The following is a 15,161-nucleotide window of genomic DNA, read 5'->3' on the forward strand; positions in this document are numbered from 1 at the left end:
CCATGAACGAGAAACCTGCCGCCCTTTCCAATCTTGCCACCATCGATGCCGCCCATCATCTGCACCCGTTCAATGACACCAAAAAGCTGAATGAGGCAGGTGTCCGCATTATTGAGCGGGCCGAAGGCGTCCATATCTGGGATGCGACGGGCAAGAAATACCTGGATGCGTTTGGCGGGCTATGGTGCGTCAATGTCGGCTATGGTCGCAAGTCGATTGCCGATGCGGCCTATGCGCAAATGCAGGAACTACCCTACTACAACACGTTTTTCGGCTCCACCACGCCACCAGCGACACTCTTGGCCCAGAAGGTTACCAGCCTGGCCGGGCCGCAGATGAACCATGTGTTCTTCACCAATTCGGGTTCCGAGGCCACCGATACATGGTTTCGCCTGGCGCGGGTCTATTGGAAGGCACTCGGGCACCCCACCAAGACCCAGGTGATTGCTCGCAAGAACGGCTATCATGGCTCGACCGTTGCGGGCGCTTCGCTGGGCGGCATGAAATACATGCATGAACAGGGCAATCTGCCGATTGAGGGTATTCACCACATCAATCAGCCCTATTGGTATGGCGAGGGCGGCACCCTGTCACCTGACGAGTTTGGCTTGAAGGCCGCGCAGGAGCTGGAAGCGAAAATTCTGGAATTGGGTGCGGAAAACGTTGCGGCTTTCGTGGCTGAACCCGTGCAAGGGGCGGGCGGCGTAATTATTCCGCCGGATAGCTATTGGCCGGAGATCGTCCGGATCTGCAAGCACTATGACGTTCTGCTGGTCTCGGACGAAGTGATCTGCGGATTTGGCCGGTTGGGCAGCTGGTTCGGCTATCAGCATTTCGGGTTCGAGCCGGATCTGGCCCCGATTGCCAAGGGCTTGTCCTCCGGCTATCTGCCGGTCGGTGGCGTGCTGGTCTCGGATCGGGTGGTCGAGGTGCTGATCAACGAGGTCGGCGATTTCAATCACGGCTATACCTATTCCGGCCATCCGGTCTGTGCGGCGGCGGCATTGGAAAATATCCGTATCCTCGAAGAGGAAAAACTGGTGGAGCGGGTGCGCGACGATATCGGCCCCTATTTCGCCACGGCGCTGGCGTCGCTTGCCGATCATCCGTGCGTGGGCGAAGTGGTCAGCCTTGGCCTGATCGGCGCGGTGCAGTTGACGGCGGACAAGGCGTCACGCCGTCGTTTCGCCAAGCCCGATGATGTTGGCGCGCAGGTGCGTAATCAATGCGTTGCGGGTGGCGTGATTGTCCGCGCCACCGGCGACCGCATGCTGTTTTCGCCGCCGTTTATTATTTCCCGCGCCGAGGTCGATCAGGCGGTGGAGGTTTTGGGCAAGGCGCTGGACTGGCTGCGCGACACTTATCGCGAATAAGTCCGGTTCAGGCAGGCTTCCAATCAAAGGGCAGCGGCGCTTCGCGGAAGGCGAAACGGTCGAGATGGCTGGAGACCACACCTTTGAAGCGCTCCAGCAGGTCCTCGCTTTCGGCTTCGATGGTGACGGTCAGTCCTGCTTCGTCGCAAGTCATCACGGCGATGGCATTGTCGAATTTGACGGTACCTTTTTGGTCGCCGAGATCGACCTCAAGTTTATGGCTCCAGTGCTTGCAGAGCTGCTGGACATATTTCCAACCGTGTTCGGTTGGGACGGTGGCAATGGTTTTGGTCATGATCAAAGCCTTTCAATCTTGCTGGCTGCTTCATCGAGAATGCGCGCGACGTCCAATTGTGTCTCGCGCGATACGTCGTCCTGGGCGAGCCGATCATGGATCACGGCCCGCAGATTATGGATTGCCCGGCGCACTGGCCCGGCATCGGTGCGTTCGGTCAATTTGGCAAGGGCGGTCAGCCGGGCGATGGCAATCTCTACCGCTTCGGCATTGTCGTCGAGGTGGATTTTTCCAGCCTCGGTAATACCCAGCAATTTGCGGGCGCCCTCGGTCTGTTGTTCCTCGGCCAGGCCCATATCCAGCAACAGGGTCATGGTCGGATAGATCACGCCGGGGCTTGGTGCATAGGCACCGCCTGAGAGCCGCTCGATTTCGCGGATCAGGTCATAGCCATGGCGCGGCAGGTCCGAAATCAGCTTCAGCAGCACCAGCCGCAATTCGCCGGTCTCAAACATCCGGCGGCGTTCGCCATCGCGTCCGTGCTTGCCGCCTGGTCCCTTGTGTCCAAAGGGACCACCGCGCATCGCGTGCATCAGGTCGGCAAGTGGATGGCCCCCTCGACCGCCATGTCTGCCACCATGTTCCCCTTGGTATTCGTGTGAATGAGAAAACCGCATTGTGTGTCTCCGATAAGTTTTTATAGGTCTAAGATATATCTTAGATAAAATCTATCAAGAGGCATTGCGATTTTTTTTGCCAAATCGAAATGTCAGGGTGTGGTGGAATAATAGAGGGCGTAGCCGAAGGAATAGAGCGAATGCGGCCGTCCATGCAGGAAGGGCAGGGCGATTTCGCCGACCGATTGCGCCTGAAGGCCGGGATAGGTGGCGATCCAGTCCTTCATTGCCTTCGGCATTTCCGGATTGGGCCTGCCGAAATTGCGCCAAATCACCAGCAGCGGATGCTGCGCATCGAAACGTGCTGGTACAGGTACGCCGCTGGTCGGGGGAACGGTGACAGCAATATCGGGTGCATGCAGGCGAATGTTGCCAGCCATCTGCTGATCGCTGGTCAGCACCAGAACCGGGCGGCTTGGCGCAGAGGCCAGCGCCGTGGCAACGGCCTGGCCATAGGGTACATTCTGCTTCTGATAATGGCCGATAATGCCGGCACCAACCACGCGGCCATAGAGGATGACAGGCACCAGCACCATGATGGTCAGCGCTACCACCAGAAAGCGGCGCAACTGGCCATCTTCGCCCAGGCCAGCCGCTTCGACTTTCAGGCAGAGATAGAGCGGCAGCATCAGAAAACAGGGCGCAAGCCAGCGGTCTTTGATGGCGCTGACCCCGCCGAAGATCACCATCAACGCCAGAACCGTGACCACCAGCAGCATCATCCGACCCAGCAACCGGGTCCATTCATTGCTGGCGGACAAAACGGAAGCGGCTGGACGCGGCAGATGCGGGAAGGGCAAGGTCCGAGCGAAGGGTATCAATAGCAGCGCCATGGTGGGCGCGGCACTGGCCAGAACGGCGGTGCTGAGCGATGTCAGACCCTTGAAGATCTGCTGTGGCAGGCTGGTAATATTGTCATCGGTCATTTTACCCAGCGTATTGCGCGTCGCTTCCTGCATATGCTGGAAAAACCACAGGGCATGCGGTAGCACGATGGCCAGCGCCACGGCAGCCGTCAGCAGGATGCGCCAATCCAGCACACGCCGGCGAAACTTCGGCTCCGCCAGGATGGCGAGGAAGGCGGCGCTGACCAGTAGGACGAAGTTGTATTTGGAAATAAACCCGCAGCCGATGGCAGCCCCGGTCAGGGCATAGCTCCAGAGACTGGGAGATTTCAGGGTCCGCAAAATCCCGAACAGCAGCAGCGCGGTACAGAAAATCAGCGCGACGGTATGGGTCAGGTCTCGCTGTGCCTCAAAGCTGATCTGCGGCATGGTCAACAGGCTAAGGCAGGCGATGATGACGAGATCCCGGCTTTTCAGCACCTGCGCTGCGGCCAGCGCAATCAGTGCGTAGCTGGCAAACAGTATCAGGTTTTTCAATAGCGCCAGCGCCAACCGGTTGGGGCCGAGTAGCTCCACCACGCCATACTGGATCCAGTTGTAGAACGGCGGCTGGCTGTCGTAGCCGATTGACAGCCATTGCGCATAATAGAGCTGCTGGCCTTCGTCCAGTTCCAGCGACGCGGGTAAGGCCAGACGCACCAGCACCTGAACGATGAAATAAACGCCCAGGAGAAGGAAGAGCGAAGCGGGCTTCTGCCGGAGCGTCGAAATCATCTCAGATATCCTTGGTATCCGGTGCCTGGTCGTAGGTTTTGCGGATCACATAGGCACGCGGTGTATCGTAGGAACGGGTCAGCATTTCCGCGACAATACCAGTGGTGATCATCTGGATCGATGCCAGGAACAGCATGACGCCAACCAGCAGCAGCGGCCGCGTGCCGATATCCTCGCCCATCAGCTTGATGACGAACAGATAGAACAGGATCAGCGCGCTGATCGTGCCGATGAAAAATCCGATCATCCCGAAGAAATGGCCGGGCCTCTGCCGAAACCGCATGAAGAACAGCACGGCCAGCAGATCGAGCACGACGCGGGCGGTGCGGGAAATACCGTATTTCGAGGTGCCGAACTGGCGGGCATGGTGATTGACCACAGTTTCGCCGATCCGCGACGATGGAATGACGCTGGCGACCCAGGCCGGGATGAAGCGGTGCATGCCGCCCATGATGCTGATCTGTTTGATGATATGGGCGCGGTACAGCTTCAGCCCGCAGCCATAATCATGGATGCGCACGCCGGTGACCTTGCCGATCAGCCGGTTGGCGCACCAGGAGGGGATCTTGCGCAGCACAAGCGCATCCTGCCTGGCCTTGCGCCAGCCGCAGAGCAGGTCCAGATCGCGGCTTTCCAACTCTACGATCATGCCGGGGATATCGTGCGGGTCGTTTTGCAGGTCGCCGTCCAGCGACGCGATCAGCCGTCCGCGTGCGGCGTCGAAACCGGCCTGAAGGCCCGCTGCCTGGCCGAAATTGCGCTGAAATTCGATGATTTTCAGGTCCAGGCCCTCCCGACCGATATAGGCCTGCGCCCGGCTCAATGTCCGGTCGGTGGAGCCGTCATCGATGACGATCAGTTCCCAGGGCTTGCCGAAATCCTTCAGCGCTTCCATCACCCGCTCGATCATGCGACCAATATTGTCTTCTTCGTTCATGAATGGCACGACGACCGACAGTTCAATCGCGGATGCGGCATTATCAGAGGAAGCAGGGCCGGTCACGGCGGCGAAACGGTCTGTCGGCAAGGGAGGAACTCCGAAAATTGCTGGCCTTTATAAGTCCGGGTGTTATAGGAACCGGCGCGGCCACGCAATTCGGAACTGTCAGGGCAATGACCTCAATCGATCAAAGTCACCGCAAATCGTGGATAAAGCGCCATGGTGTTTCACTCATCGCCTTTATCGCCATTGCCGCTTATGTGGTTTTTGTCGAAGCCGTCTGGGGCTGGTCCATGGTGCTGCAAGAGTGGCAGGCACTGGGCCTTTCAACAGTGCTACTGGCGCTGGGCCTGTTGGTGTCCACCTCTCTGGTGCGGGCATGGCGGATCTACGATTATTTCCCACGCCAAACCTCGGGCCGATTCACCGCGCTGTTTCATCTGGCACAGGTCCATAATCTCCTCAATATTCTTTTGCCGTTTCGAAGTGGTGAGACCAGCTTTCCGCTGCTGATGCGCTCGGAGTTTTCCGTGCCGCTATTGTCAGGCACTTCGGCGCTGCTGGTCATGCGGCTCTTGGATCTGCATGCGCTTCTGGCTGCCGCCGGTCTCGGACTGGTGCTGGGAAGGCCGCAGCCGCAAGTGTGGGGAATGGCTTGGCTGCTGTTTCTGGTCCTGCCGCTGATCGGTTTTGCCTTGAAACGCCCGGCAATCCTGTTTGCCAAGACGCGATTTTCCGGCAGGTTGCTGAAGATGGTCGAAGGCGTGGAGGCAGGACTGCCTGCGCATAAAGGGGCGTTTTTCCGGGCCTGGGCCATGACCATCGTCACTTGGGGGACCAAGGTTCTGGTGTTTGCCTGGGTGTTGAGCCTGATGCAGGTAACGCCGCTATCGGCGGCTTTTGGCGGAGCACTGGGCGGAGAGCTTTCCTCCGTCCTGCCCTTTCATGCGCCCGCTGGTGTCGGTACCTACCCGGCTGGCATCGTCGCCGGTGCAGCCGCTCTGGGAGCGGCTGTGCAGGACATGGACGGATTGGCCAAGTCCGCCGTCAATCTACATCTGATCGTCATTGTCTCGGCTTTGCTCAGTGCAGCGCTCTCGCTGGCGCTGCACGCGGTTTTCCCGTCGCCTGTGCGAAAGCCCTGAAACGACAAGGCATCAAAGATGCCTTACTGGAAGGCCGTCTCGAAAAAGCTTCTCAGCTTGCGTGAATGCAGCTTTTCTGTCGGCATCGCACCGAGCTTCTGCAATGCACGGATGCCGATCTGCAAATGCTGGCTGACCTGGGTCTTGTAGAAAGCCGTCGCCATGCCCGGCAGTTTCAATTCGCCATGCAGCGGCTTGTCGGACACGCAGAGCAAAGTGCCATAGGGAACGCGGAAGCGGAAGCCATTGGCGGCAATCGTTGCCGATTCCATGTCGAGCGCAATGGCGCGCGATTGTGACAGGCGCTTCACCGGGCCGCGCTGGTCGCGCAGTTCCCAATTGCGATTATCAATGGTGGCTACCGTGCCAGTGCGCATAATCCGCTTCAGCTCGAAGCCCTCATAACCGGTGATTTCCTCTACCGCATCTTCCAGTGCCAGCTGCACTTCGGCCAGCGCCGGGATCGGTACCCAGACCGGAAGGTCGTCGTCCAGCACGTGGTCTTCGCGCATATAGGCATGGGCCAACACATAATCACCCAGCCGCTGGCTGTTGCGCAGACCGGCGCAGTGGCCAAGCATCAGCCAGGCATGTGGGCGCAGCACGGCCACGTGGTCGGTGATTGTCTTGGCGTTGGACGGGCCAACGCCGATATTGACCATGGTAATGCCAGCATGACCCTTCATTTTCAGGTGATAGGCTGGCATTTGTGGCAGGCGGCCAAGCGGCGCGCCGGAGGAGGGCGCATTTTCACCGGCCAGAGTAGTGATATTGCCCGGCTCGACAAAGGCCGTATAGCCTTCGCCGCCATTGGCCATCAGGGTGCGGGCATAGGCGCAGAATTCATCGACGTAAAACTGGTAGTTGGTGAACAGCACGAAGTTCTGAAAATGCTTGGCGCTGGTCGCGGTATAATGCGACAGCCGCGCCAGCGAATAATCGATCCGCTGCGCCGTGAAAGGCGCCAGTGGAAACGGTTCACCGGCTGGCGGCTCATATTCGCCATTGGCGATTTCATCGTCTGTGGTCGACAGATCAGGCGTGTCGAAAATATCGCGCAACTGGATATCGGAAAAGCCGGTAGCCGAGGCCTCGACATGGGCGCCTTCGCCGAAGGCAAAATGCAACGGGATCGGCGTTGTCGATTCACTGACCTTGACCGGAACCTGATGATTGCGCATCAGCAGGGACAGCTGTTCCTTCAGGTAATGGCGAAACAATTTCGGATTGGTCAGCGTCGTCGTATAGATGCCCGGCGAGGTGACATGGCCATAGGAAAGTCGGGTATCCAGATGGCCGAAACTATTGGTCTCGATACTGACCTGCGGATAGAAGGCCCGATAACGGCCCTCTATCGGTGCGCCATTGGCAAGGGCTGTAAACGCATCGATGAGAAACGCCGTATTGCGCTCATAAATCTCTGTAATCGCATCAACGGCCTCGCGGGCGTCGGCAAACAGCCTTGCCTCGTAAGCGGGTGGGCTGATGATGGTGACAGGGATAGGCCCAGGGATGGAATTGACGATTCTATTGCTCATGAGACGTTATATATCGGTCTGAATAACAAGCAAACGACAGCCATGCATTTCCGCTGAATTTATCCCCTGCGCGCCGCGATGCTTTGGATGGTCGGCGCCGACCCGTTTTGCAGCGAATAGAGCCGCTCTCCCGTCAGGCCCGTGCGCAGGTTTTGCGGTATCCGGGTAGAATTGATGACCAGTATGGAAAACAGTGCCGCGAACACCGCCATGATAACCGTCACTGCCGTCAGCCGTAGTGTAATGTCTCTCATGATATCCCCCGATAGCTTGATGGTTTTGATATGAAACGATCAAGCTATCGCGAGGCTGGAATTCTGGCTGACGCTTTTGCGTTTGTCCCTTGAACTTGGCGCCATGATCTTTACCTCAGGGGCAGGCAGACATTGCGTGATGCTTCAAAGGAGAGAGCCCATGACAGCGCCTATCGAGCTTTATTACTGGCCCACGCCGAACGGCTGGAAGATTTCCATTCTCTTGGAAGAACTCGGCCTGCCCTATGAGGTGACCTACATCAATATCGGCAAGGGCGAGCAATTCGCGCCGGATTTCCTGAAAATTTCCCCCAATAACCGTATGCCAGCGATCATCGATCCGGACGGTCCGGGCGGAGCGCCGATATCCGTGTTCGAATCTGGCGCCATTCTGCAATATCTCGGGCGCAAGACCGGCAAATTTTACCCGATGGACGAGCGCGCCCGAGTCGAGGTGGATCAGTGGCTGTTCTGGCAGATGGGCGGCCTTGGCCCGATGGCCGGACAAGCGCATCATTTCCGCCAATATGCGCCGGAAAAGATCGAATACGGCATCAACCGCTATACCAATGAAGTCAATCGGCTCTATGGCGTGATGAACAAGCGGCTGGCGGATCGGGAATTTCTGGCGGGCGATTATTCCATTGCCGACATGGCCTGCATCGGCTGGGTCGTACCCCATGCCAATCAGGGACAGGACCTCAACGATTTCCCTCATCTGAAGCGCTGGTTTGAGGCGATGATGGAACGCCCGGCGGTCAAGGCCGGTATTGCTGTTGGCGCCGAGCGGCGCAGCAATGTCGCCACCGATGAGGAAGCCAAGAAAGTCCTGTTTGGCCAAAAGGCGCGATAAGCGGGCGTCTTCAAAAATGGTCAATACCGCGCCGGTATGATCCGGCGCGGCGAAATATTACAGTCTGGTCCAGGTCTGGCTCTTGCACAGTACGGCCAGCACGCAGCCCTTCAAATTGAGGGATTTGCCCTGGACATTTGCCGAGCCGGAATAGGTCTTGTCATTATCCGGATCGGTGACTTCGCCGGTATAGCTGGCACTTGCGCCACTCAGCTTGCCGATTTGCTTGCCTGCATGCTTGCCCGTCTTCAGGGTGATGCAAAAGGCTGTGCCACAGCTGGCGATCTCGGCAGTTTCACCGCTCGCCGTCTTCCATTTGCCTTCGATCGGCTCTGCCGCGCTGACGCTTGTCAGGCTCAAGGCCAGTAGTCCGGCTGCGAGTAGAATAGTTTTCATCCGTTCCTCCACGATCCTCCGCCCCCGATATGGTTTCGGGTAGCAAGACCATCAAATTAAATGACGCGCACGTAAACGTAAATAGGGCTCGGATGCGATGTGAAGGGCGCCATGACGAGGCTGACATTTCGAAACATTTCTGCGCCTCTCTTGATCATGGTGAACAAAGAGTAAAATCACAACTGTAAAAGATCGGTAAAATTAACCTCTATTTGCCGGTAAACCAGCCCCTGTAATGCTTAACGGAAAGACAAGTTGACAAAGGGTTTCGAGCCCGTTTGCCACACGTTAAGCAAGCATTTTAAGCGCATTTTGAAACCCGTCCGACATAATGAACCCATCAAACGAGCAGGGAAAACCTGCCGCACCGCAAGCACCGAAAAGCGACGCAAGATCGCCAAGATGTTGACGGTTCAGACATGAAAACAGGGACTTAGCCTGGTGGGGTATTCCGGCGCAATGATAAGCCGGAACCCGCCATGACACTGAAAAAAGACCAACCGAAGCCAAATTGGACAGGAACTAGACCATGGCACGTTTCGATATGCAGGCAGACGATATGGCCACGATTGGTGGTCAGCCACAGGCTGATATCTTTCGGATCATGGGCCTGATGTATGCCACCGGTCGTGGCTGCGAGCAGGATCTGGTGTCTGCCCATAAATGGCTGAATATCGCCGCGATCAAAGGCTGTGACCGCTCCGTCGGCCTCCGCTCCGATCTGGCCTCGACCATGACCAAAAGCCAGCTGGCCGAAGCGTTGCGTGACGCCCGTGAATGGATGACCTCCCACTGATCCACCGCCATCCAAACAGGGCATCAACGAAACAGGGTAATACCAAACTATTCAACCGCGACCAGCAGGAACAAGGCTGGCGCGGTTTTTGTTTTCAAACGGTATTGTCGCCGTGTTAGCCGATATCGCGCAGCACGATTGGCAGCGCCTGTTCCAGCAAATCGAGATCCTCCGGCAAGCCAGCGCTGATGCGGATACAGCGATTGAGCGGCGCCACGCCCGGCATGCGGATAAACACGCCATGCTGCATCAATCCATCGACAATAGAGCGGGCATAAGCCGGGTCGCGGCCGCAATCCACCGCCACGAAATTGGTCGCTGAGGCCAATGGTTGCAGGCCATTCTGGCGGGCAATCGACGAAATTCTCTCCCGCGCCGCGATGATCCGCGCGACGGTTGCGGTCAGATAATCCTGGTCGGCGAGGGCGGCCAGAGCTGCGGCGACGGATGTTCGCACCATGCCGAAATGATTGCGGATCTTGTCGAAGGCAGACACCGTTCCAGGCGTGCCGATCGCATAGCCGATCCGTGCCCCGGCCAGGCCGTAAGCCTTGGAAAATGTCCGCATCCGCAGCACATTCGGTAGATCGATCAGCGCATCGACAGCAGGGATGCTGCCTGCCGGGGCAGTTTCGCTGTAGGCTTCGTCCAAAATGAGCAGACATGTCTCCGGCAAGGCGCGGGCAAAGGCGACGACGTCGTGGCTTTCATGCCAGCTTCCCATCGGATTGTCGGGATTGGCGAGGTAGGCCAGCGGCGCATTTTCGCGGCGCACCGCCTCCAGCAAACCGTCGAGATCCTCGCGGTCCTGCCGATAGGGCACCGTCACCAGTTGCCCGCCAAAGCCATTGACGTGAAAATTGAAGGTCGGATAACCGCCAAGCGAAGTGACGACCGGCAAACCCTGTTCGATCACCAGCCGCACGGTCAGGCCTAGAAGATCATCGACGCCTTCGCCAACCGCAAAATTATCGGCGGCAAGGCCATAATGTGCGGCCAAGGCGGCCTTCAGATCGAAATTTTCAGGATCGGCATATTTCCAAATGTCGGATGAGGCAGCCTGCAACGCCAAGTGAACTTTGGGCGAGGGGCCGAAGCCGCTTTCATTGGCACCGATCCTGGCCTTGACCGGCAGATTACGCTGGCGCTCGATAGCCTCGGGGCCGACAAAGGGAACGGTCGCGGGCAGGCGGGAGATAAGCGGTGTAAACCGCGAAAAGGATGACATGAACGCTATTCCTGGCGAATCGGTGTCGCTCAGAATAGAAAGGCTGCAAGGAGCCGCCAAGGGGCATTAGATCAAACAACAGCGGCTAGCCATCTTTATTGCAGCCGACGGCAGTTGATTGAAAATAAATGGTGCGCAACGAGGTTTGAGCACCTGCTCACCTGGCAAGTCTGCCTGTTCCTGGCTCAACGGTCTTTCCCGCATTGTCCTTGGTGCGGTCGGCGCTCATGACGAAGTCGGTACGGATAATCCGTTGCAACAAGACTTCTGAAATCGGCATCAGGAATTTGACACCAGCCCTTGTGCCGTTGCGAAAAGCTTCGGCACAGCCAATGCGCGTAGCAATCCCTAGCACCTCCAGATAGTAATGGCTGCCAAGGCCGATACCCGTATCCAATTCGAGACCGGCGCCACCGCGAGAAATATCCAGCACCGTGGCGCTGCGCATGGTCACGCCGCTCAAACCTGCACGGACCGCCATGATACGAGCCGGCCGACGAACCTGGTAACGGTCCCAGCGCCGCTCATACATTTCTGAAGTGACGGACGCTAGATGGGTTCCTTGCAGCATGATCTCTCCTCGGTTGTGCTCGTTGTCAGGAGAAGTTTGCCGCAATGGCATTTCAGAGCGTTGAATCTATTCCATCAAATTTGAGCGATTGGACTAATTTTAAAACCAAAACGAGAGTTTTTAAAGAAACGCAACTCAATCTCAAGTCCAACCTGTGTTAGTCTGTGCCATTACGGCCCAAATTCGAATGAGAGCTTTACGACATGATGAAGGAATTCGGGATCGATCAGCATGTTGAAGCTCACCACTGCCGTCTCTTGTTCGCGGCGCATCAAGGTACAGCCGATCTCGTCGCGAATGCCTAGAATTTCGAGAAAGAAGTTTTTCGGCACGGGTAGCATGCGGCTGACTTCGAGTTCCGCACCTTGCAGAGAGATTTTGCGGATCAGGCAGCGTACCGTGGTTTTGGTGCTGAGATGATGGCCCACAAAGATGATTTTGCCAGGTCGGTCAATGCCGAACTTCTTATAGACAAGGTCCCGCGGAATGTCCTTTTTTGCATCGAGAATGTTCTGCAGGGGCATGACACCGGTCCTTCTTCTCCTTCTTGATATCCCAGTTTAACGCAGTTTTCCTAATTGTTTGCCTCATCTTATCGGTAAAATTGTCGAGCCTGACGAACTGCGAACTCTCTTCTGATCCGTCTAAGGTGAGGATATGGCCGAACTTCTGAATCCGGCATTATTACATCCAGGCGTGGCAACCGAACTTGACGGGTTGGCATCCGGTATTTACCCGTTGATGAGAATGGTTATCGCGCTGACCGCCGCATTTTCCGGCAAAGAATTCGCGATTTTTCTGGAGGGATGGCGTGGAAAATTCATTGGTGATTGTCGGCGCAGGGCAGGCCGGTTTTTCTGTTGCGTCAAAACTACGGGCACTGAACGACCAACGACCGATTACCATGATTTGCCTTGCGCCGGAATTACCCTATCAGCGCCCACCGCTTTCAAAAAAATATCTGATCGGTGAAATGAGTTTTGATCGACTGCTGTTGCGGCCCGCCCAATGGTACGATGAAAACGCGATCACAATGCGCCTTTCCAGTTGGGTGGAGGAAATTGATCGACCGAAAAAGCTGCTTCGGCTTCAGGACGGTTCATCACTTTCCTATGACACGCTCGTGCTTGCCACCGGTTCGACGCCGCGCGGATTGCCGCAGGAAATTGGCGGCAATCTGGCTGGTGTCTACACGATCCGCAACAAGGCCGATGCTGACCGCCTGGCTGAGGTGATGAAACCAGGGCGGCGGCTGTTGATCATAGGGGGCGGCTATATTGGCCTGGAGGCTGCTGCCGTGGCGCGCCATCTCGGCCTTGAGGTCACTGTGATCGAAATGGCCGACCGCATTCTTGCGCGTGTTGCTGCAAAGGAGACTGCCGATTTCATACGTGCCGTTCACCAGGGCCATGGCGTGATGATTCGCGAAAACATGGGCTTGAAACGCCTGCTGGGTAAGAATGATATCGTGACCGCAGCCGAGCTTTCAGATGGCAGCAGGCTTGATGTCGATCTGGTGATCGTCGGTATCGGCGCTACCGCCAATGACGGATTGGCACGCAACGCCGGACTGAATGTACAGAATGGCATTATTGTCGACAGCTATGCCCGGACATCCGATCCTAACATATTCGCCGCAGGCGATTGCGCGCTGCTTCCTTGGGGTGAGGGGGCTGTCCGGCTGGAATCAGTTCAGAATGCCGTCGATCAAGGGGAAGCCATCGCCATGGTACTCGCAGGTGGGACAACGCCCTACACGCCAAAACCATGGTTCTGGTCGGATCAATACGATCTGAAACTGCAAATCGCCGGGCTTAACTTGGGCTATGACGAGACGATTATAAGACCGGGCATGCGCGAGGGTAGCCTGTCCGTCTGGTATTATCGCCAGGACCGTTTCCTTGCGGTCGATGCCATCAATGATGCCAAGGCCTATGTCACGGCCAAAAAGCTTCTGGAAGCCGGCGGGTCCGCCGATAAGGCAATCATTGGTAATCCGCAGGAAGATTTAAAGCAGTTGCTGGCCTGATCCAGCGCTGACGAAATAGCTCTCGGGGCCATTTTAAAGCACCTCAGGCCCTTGAGGCGTGGAAGCATCTGCATCTCGTTCAAAGCGACAATGCGTGAGTATTCGCGCCTTGATATAAGGCCAGCCAAATTCTCTCAGGAAGAGTGAAACCGGTTTTCCCGAAAAGACAAACGACAACACAAGACGGGAGAGTTTGTATGGTTCAGCCGAAAGACCCCAGACAATTCTAGAACCCAATCCTTCGAACCCAGTCCTATAAGAGAGGATTATGGGCAATAAGCGCAATCGAGCTTTATATCCAACACTTCTTGCGAGATTGCGCCTCGCATCAAGGCAATAAAAAACCTCCGGGCGTAAACCCGGAGGCAATTGTCAACTGAAGATCAACAATCAGATCAGAACTTGCGTTCCAGACGAACAAAGCCCGTCCAAACGTCGTCGTTGCCATCCCAATCGTGGTCCTGGTACTGAGCCGAAACCTTAGTGGTCAGGCCTTCAGCCAGCTTGTAGTCAACCGTCAGACCAGCTCTCCAGATGTCGCGACCGAAGTAATCGCCATCGGTGTCAACCTGAGTTTCGCCCCAGTACTGAACGCCAGGAGTCAGGCTCAACTTGTCAGTGATCTTTGCAGCGTACTGAGCAGCAACAGTCCACTTGCTGAGGTCGTAATAGGTGCTTGCGCCGGTCGAGTAGATCGCAGCGATACCGAATTCGCCAGGACCAACTTCAGCTGTTGCCAAGCCGCGGACTGCACCATTGCTGGTTGCGAAGTCCCAAGAACCGAGCAGGTTTGCGGTAACCGGACCGTAGGTCGTGCCGATCTGAGCTTCAAGACCAACGCGGTTGTTCTTGCTGTACGGATCCGAGCCAGCAGCCGGAGTACGGCTGTAGTAACCCGTCAGTTCGTCAACCGAACCGTATACGAAGAAATTGTCAGCCTTGTACTTGTAAGCAATCGAGTTCAGACGGTTCGAACCGATATCGTCGGTTTCGCCGGACAGATCGCTATCCCAAGGATTGTAGAAGGAACCAACCTGGAAGCCAGCAACAGTGATGAAGGCTTCGTCGAGTTCGAGGCTGCCGCCGTTTTCATCAGCCCAGGTGCGGACCGTGATGGTGGAGCCGATTGTGCCGAGTTCGGAATCGTTCTTGGCATCAAAAGTAACGAGGCCACGCGTACGAGCGTTCCAGTTACGATCATCGCCCAGGCTGTTGTTGCTTGCGCCCTGAACTTCAAAACGAACGTAGCCGCTCATCTTCAAGCAGGTTTCAGTGCCGGGGATGTAGAAGTAGCCAGTGCCGAAAGCATCGCAAACGCGGACGTATTCAGCAGGTTCAGGGGCAGCGGCAACAATGGCGTCAGCAGCCTGTGCGCCAGATACTGCTGCGAGAGCCGCAGCGGAGCCGAGAAGAAGGCCCTTAATATTCATTTTTGATCTCCAGTTTGTCGTTTAGGAAATAGAGATATGCTCTCTATGAACCGCTCTTGTTGTTTGCCCCCCGGCAT

The 15,161-nt window shown here is 56.6% G+C and carries 16 protein-coding genes; 5 read left to right on the plus strand and 11 right to left on the minus strand.

Annotated features, from left to right (window positions below):
• The first annotated feature begins 2 nt into the window (after window positions 1-2).
• Complete coding sequence (locus AVI_RS05540; RefSeq protein ID WP_015915429.1) at window positions 3-1,373, plus strand: aspartate aminotransferase family protein; 1,371 nt, start codon at window positions 3-5, stop codon at window positions 1,371-1,373.
• A gap of 7 nt (window positions 1,374-1,380) precedes the next feature.
• Here the strand turns inward: AVI_RS05540 and AVI_RS05545 are convergent, their stop codons facing one another.
• The 4 genes from AVI_RS05545 to AVI_RS05560 all read right to left on the minus strand — a co-directional run bounded on the left by AVI_RS05545 (window position 1,381) and on the right by AVI_RS05560 (window position 4,868).
• The gene (locus tag AVI_RS05545; protein ID WP_015915430.1) at window positions 1,381-1,668 is read right to left on the minus strand and encodes a DUF2218 domain-containing protein; all 288 of its coding nucleotides are present in this window, start codon (window positions 1,666-1,668) and stop codon (window positions 1,381-1,383) included.
• 2 nt (window positions 1,669-1,670) lie between these two features.
• Window positions 1,671-2,285 (minus strand): PadR family transcriptional regulator, encoded by a 615-nt coding sequence (locus tag AVI_RS05550; RefSeq protein WP_015915431.1) that lies wholly within the window; start codon window positions 2,283-2,285, stop codon window positions 1,671-1,673.
• Between the two features lie 92 nt (window positions 2,286-2,377).
• Window positions 2,378-3,904, minus strand: coding sequence for a glycosyltransferase family 39 protein (locus AVI_RS05555; RefSeq protein WP_015915432.1), 1,527 nt, complete (start codon window positions 3,902-3,904; stop codon window positions 2,378-2,380).
• A gap of 1 nt (window position 3,905) precedes the next feature.
• Entirely contained in the window at window positions 3,906-4,868 is a 963-nt protein-coding gene (locus AVI_RS05560; protein WP_417883604.1) for a glycosyltransferase family 2 protein, read from the minus strand.
• A 149-nt stretch (window positions 4,869-5,017) separates the two neighbouring features.
• Here AVI_RS05560 and AVI_RS05565 point away from each other — a divergent pair, with 149 nt between their 5' ends.
• The gene (locus AVI_RS05565) at window positions 5,018-5,989 is read left to right on the plus strand and encodes a lysylphosphatidylglycerol synthase domain-containing protein (protein ID WP_015915434.1); all 972 of its coding nucleotides are present in this window, start codon (window positions 5,018-5,020) and stop codon (window positions 5,987-5,989) included.
• 23 nt (window positions 5,990-6,012) lie between these two features.
• Here AVI_RS05565 and AVI_RS05570 read toward each other — a convergent pair whose 3' ends face one another.
• Both AVI_RS05570 and AVI_RS05575 read right to left on the minus strand, forming a co-directional pair.
• Window positions 6,013-7,527, minus strand: a complete 1,515-nt coding sequence (locus AVI_RS05570; RefSeq protein ID WP_015915435.1) for an AMP nucleosidase — start codon at window positions 7,525-7,527, stop codon at window positions 6,013-6,015.
• A gap of 59 nt (window positions 7,528-7,586) precedes the next feature.
• Window positions 7,587-7,781 carry a hypothetical protein gene (locus tag AVI_RS05575; protein WP_041696379.1) on the minus strand — a complete coding sequence of 65 codons (195 nt, stop codon included), beginning with the start codon at window positions 7,779-7,781 and terminating at the stop codon, window positions 7,587-7,589.
• A gap of 160 nt (window positions 7,782-7,941) precedes the next feature.
• Here AVI_RS05575 and AVI_RS05580 point away from each other — a divergent pair, with 160 nt between their 5' ends.
• The gene (locus AVI_RS05580; RefSeq protein ID WP_015915436.1) at window positions 7,942-8,634 is read left to right on the plus strand and encodes a glutathione S-transferase family protein; all 693 of its coding nucleotides are present in this window, start codon (window positions 7,942-7,944) and stop codon (window positions 8,632-8,634) included.
• A 57-nt stretch (window positions 8,635-8,691) separates the two neighbouring features.
• On the opposite strand, the gene AVI_RS05585 is transcribed toward AVI_RS05580, so the two are convergent.
• Complete coding sequence (locus tag AVI_RS05585) at window positions 8,692-9,030, minus strand: DUF2147 domain-containing protein (protein WP_015915437.1); 339 nt, start codon at window positions 9,028-9,030, stop codon at window positions 8,692-8,694.
• Between the two features lie 529 nt (window positions 9,031-9,559).
• Here AVI_RS05585 and AVI_RS05590 point away from each other — a divergent pair.
• Window positions 9,560-9,826, plus strand: a complete 267-nt coding sequence (locus AVI_RS05590) for an SEL1-like repeat protein (RefSeq protein WP_015915438.1) — start codon at window positions 9,560-9,562, stop codon at window positions 9,824-9,826.
• A 115-nt stretch (window positions 9,827-9,941) separates the two neighbouring features.
• Here AVI_RS05590 and AVI_RS05595 read toward each other — a convergent pair whose 3' ends face one another.
• From AVI_RS05595 to AVI_RS05605, 3 genes are all read right to left on the minus strand, one after another.
• Window positions 9,942-11,054 (minus strand): pyridoxal phosphate-dependent aminotransferase, encoded by a 1,113-nt coding sequence (locus tag AVI_RS05595; RefSeq protein WP_041696381.1) that lies wholly within the window; start codon window positions 11,052-11,054, stop codon window positions 9,942-9,944.
• A 157-nt stretch (window positions 11,055-11,211) separates the two neighbouring features.
• Window positions 11,212-11,625, minus strand: coding sequence for a PilZ domain-containing protein (locus AVI_RS05600; RefSeq protein WP_015915440.1), 414 nt, complete (start codon window positions 11,623-11,625; stop codon window positions 11,212-11,214).
• 170 nt (window positions 11,626-11,795) lie between these two features.
• Window positions 11,796-12,149 (minus strand): hypothetical protein, encoded by a 354-nt coding sequence (locus AVI_RS05605; protein WP_015915441.1) that lies wholly within the window; start codon window positions 12,147-12,149, stop codon window positions 11,796-11,798.
• Window positions 12,150-12,436: 287 nt separating this feature from the next.
• Here AVI_RS05605 and AVI_RS05610 point away from each other — a divergent pair, with 287 nt between their 5' ends.
• Window positions 12,437-13,654, plus strand: a complete 1,218-nt coding sequence (locus tag AVI_RS05610) for an NAD(P)/FAD-dependent oxidoreductase (RefSeq protein ID WP_015915442.1) — start codon at window positions 12,437-12,439, stop codon at window positions 13,652-13,654.
• Window positions 13,655-14,049: 395 nt separating this feature from the next.
• On the opposite strand, the gene AVI_RS05615 is transcribed toward AVI_RS05610, so the two are convergent.
• Window positions 14,050-15,084 (minus strand): porin, encoded by a 1,035-nt coding sequence (locus AVI_RS05615; RefSeq protein ID WP_015915443.1) that lies wholly within the window; start codon window positions 15,082-15,084, stop codon window positions 14,050-14,052.
• Between the last annotated feature and the right edge of the window lie 77 nt (window positions 15,085-15,161).

This window comes from Allorhizobium ampelinum S4 (assembly GCF_000016285.1).
GTDB lineage: Bacteria > Pseudomonadota > Alphaproteobacteria > Rhizobiales > Rhizobiaceae > Allorhizobium > Allorhizobium ampelinum.

Coding starts and splice junctions, on each gene's coding strand:
- AVI_RS05585 (WP_015915437.1), bottom strand. CDS start 9,030: ATGAAAACTATTCTACTCGCAGCCGGACTACTGGCCTTGAGCCTGACA.
- AVI_RS05580 (WP_015915436.1), top strand. CDS start 7,942: ATGACAGCGCCTATCGAGCTTTATTACTGGCCCACGCCGAACGGCTGG.
- AVI_RS05570 (WP_015915435.1), bottom strand. CDS start 7,527: ATGAGCAATAGAATCGTCAATTCCATCCCTGGGCCTATCCCTGTCACC.
- AVI_RS05545 (WP_015915430.1), bottom strand. CDS start 1,668: ATGACCAAAACCATTGCCACCGTCCCAACCGAACACGGTTGGAAATAT.
- AVI_RS05590 (WP_015915438.1), top strand. CDS start 9,560: ATGGCACGTTTCGATATGCAGGCAGACGATATGGCCACGATTGGTGGT.
- AVI_RS05575 (WP_041696379.1), bottom strand. CDS start 7,781: ATGAGAGACATTACACTACGGCTGACGGCAGTGACGGTTATCATGGCG.
- AVI_RS05600 (WP_015915440.1), bottom strand. CDS start 11,625: ATGCTGCAAGGAACCCATCTAGCGTCCGTCACTTCAGAAATGTATGAG.
- AVI_RS05565 (WP_015915434.1), top strand. CDS start 5,018: ATGACCTCAATCGATCAAAGTCACCGCAAATCGTGGATAAAGCGCCAT.
- AVI_RS05615 (WP_015915443.1), bottom strand. CDS start 15,084: ATGAATATTAAGGGCCTTCTTCTCGGCTCCGCTGCGGCTCTCGCAGCA.
- AVI_RS05555 (WP_015915432.1), bottom strand. CDS start 3,904: ATGATTTCGACGCTCCGGCAGAAGCCCGCTTCGCTCTTCCTTCTCCTG.
- AVI_RS05595 (WP_041696381.1), bottom strand. CDS start 11,054: ATGTCATCCTTTTCGCGGTTTACACCGCTTATCTCCCGCCTGCCCGCG.
- AVI_RS05540 (WP_015915429.1), top strand. CDS start 3: ATGAACGAGAAACCTGCCGCCCTTTCCAATCTTGCCACCATCGATGCC.
- AVI_RS05605 (WP_015915441.1), bottom strand. CDS start 12,149: ATGCCCCTGCAGAACATTCTCGATGCAAAAAAGGACATTCCGCGGGAC.
- AVI_RS05550 (WP_015915431.1), bottom strand. CDS start 2,285: ATGCGGTTTTCTCATTCACACGAATACCAAGGGGAACATGGTGGCAGA.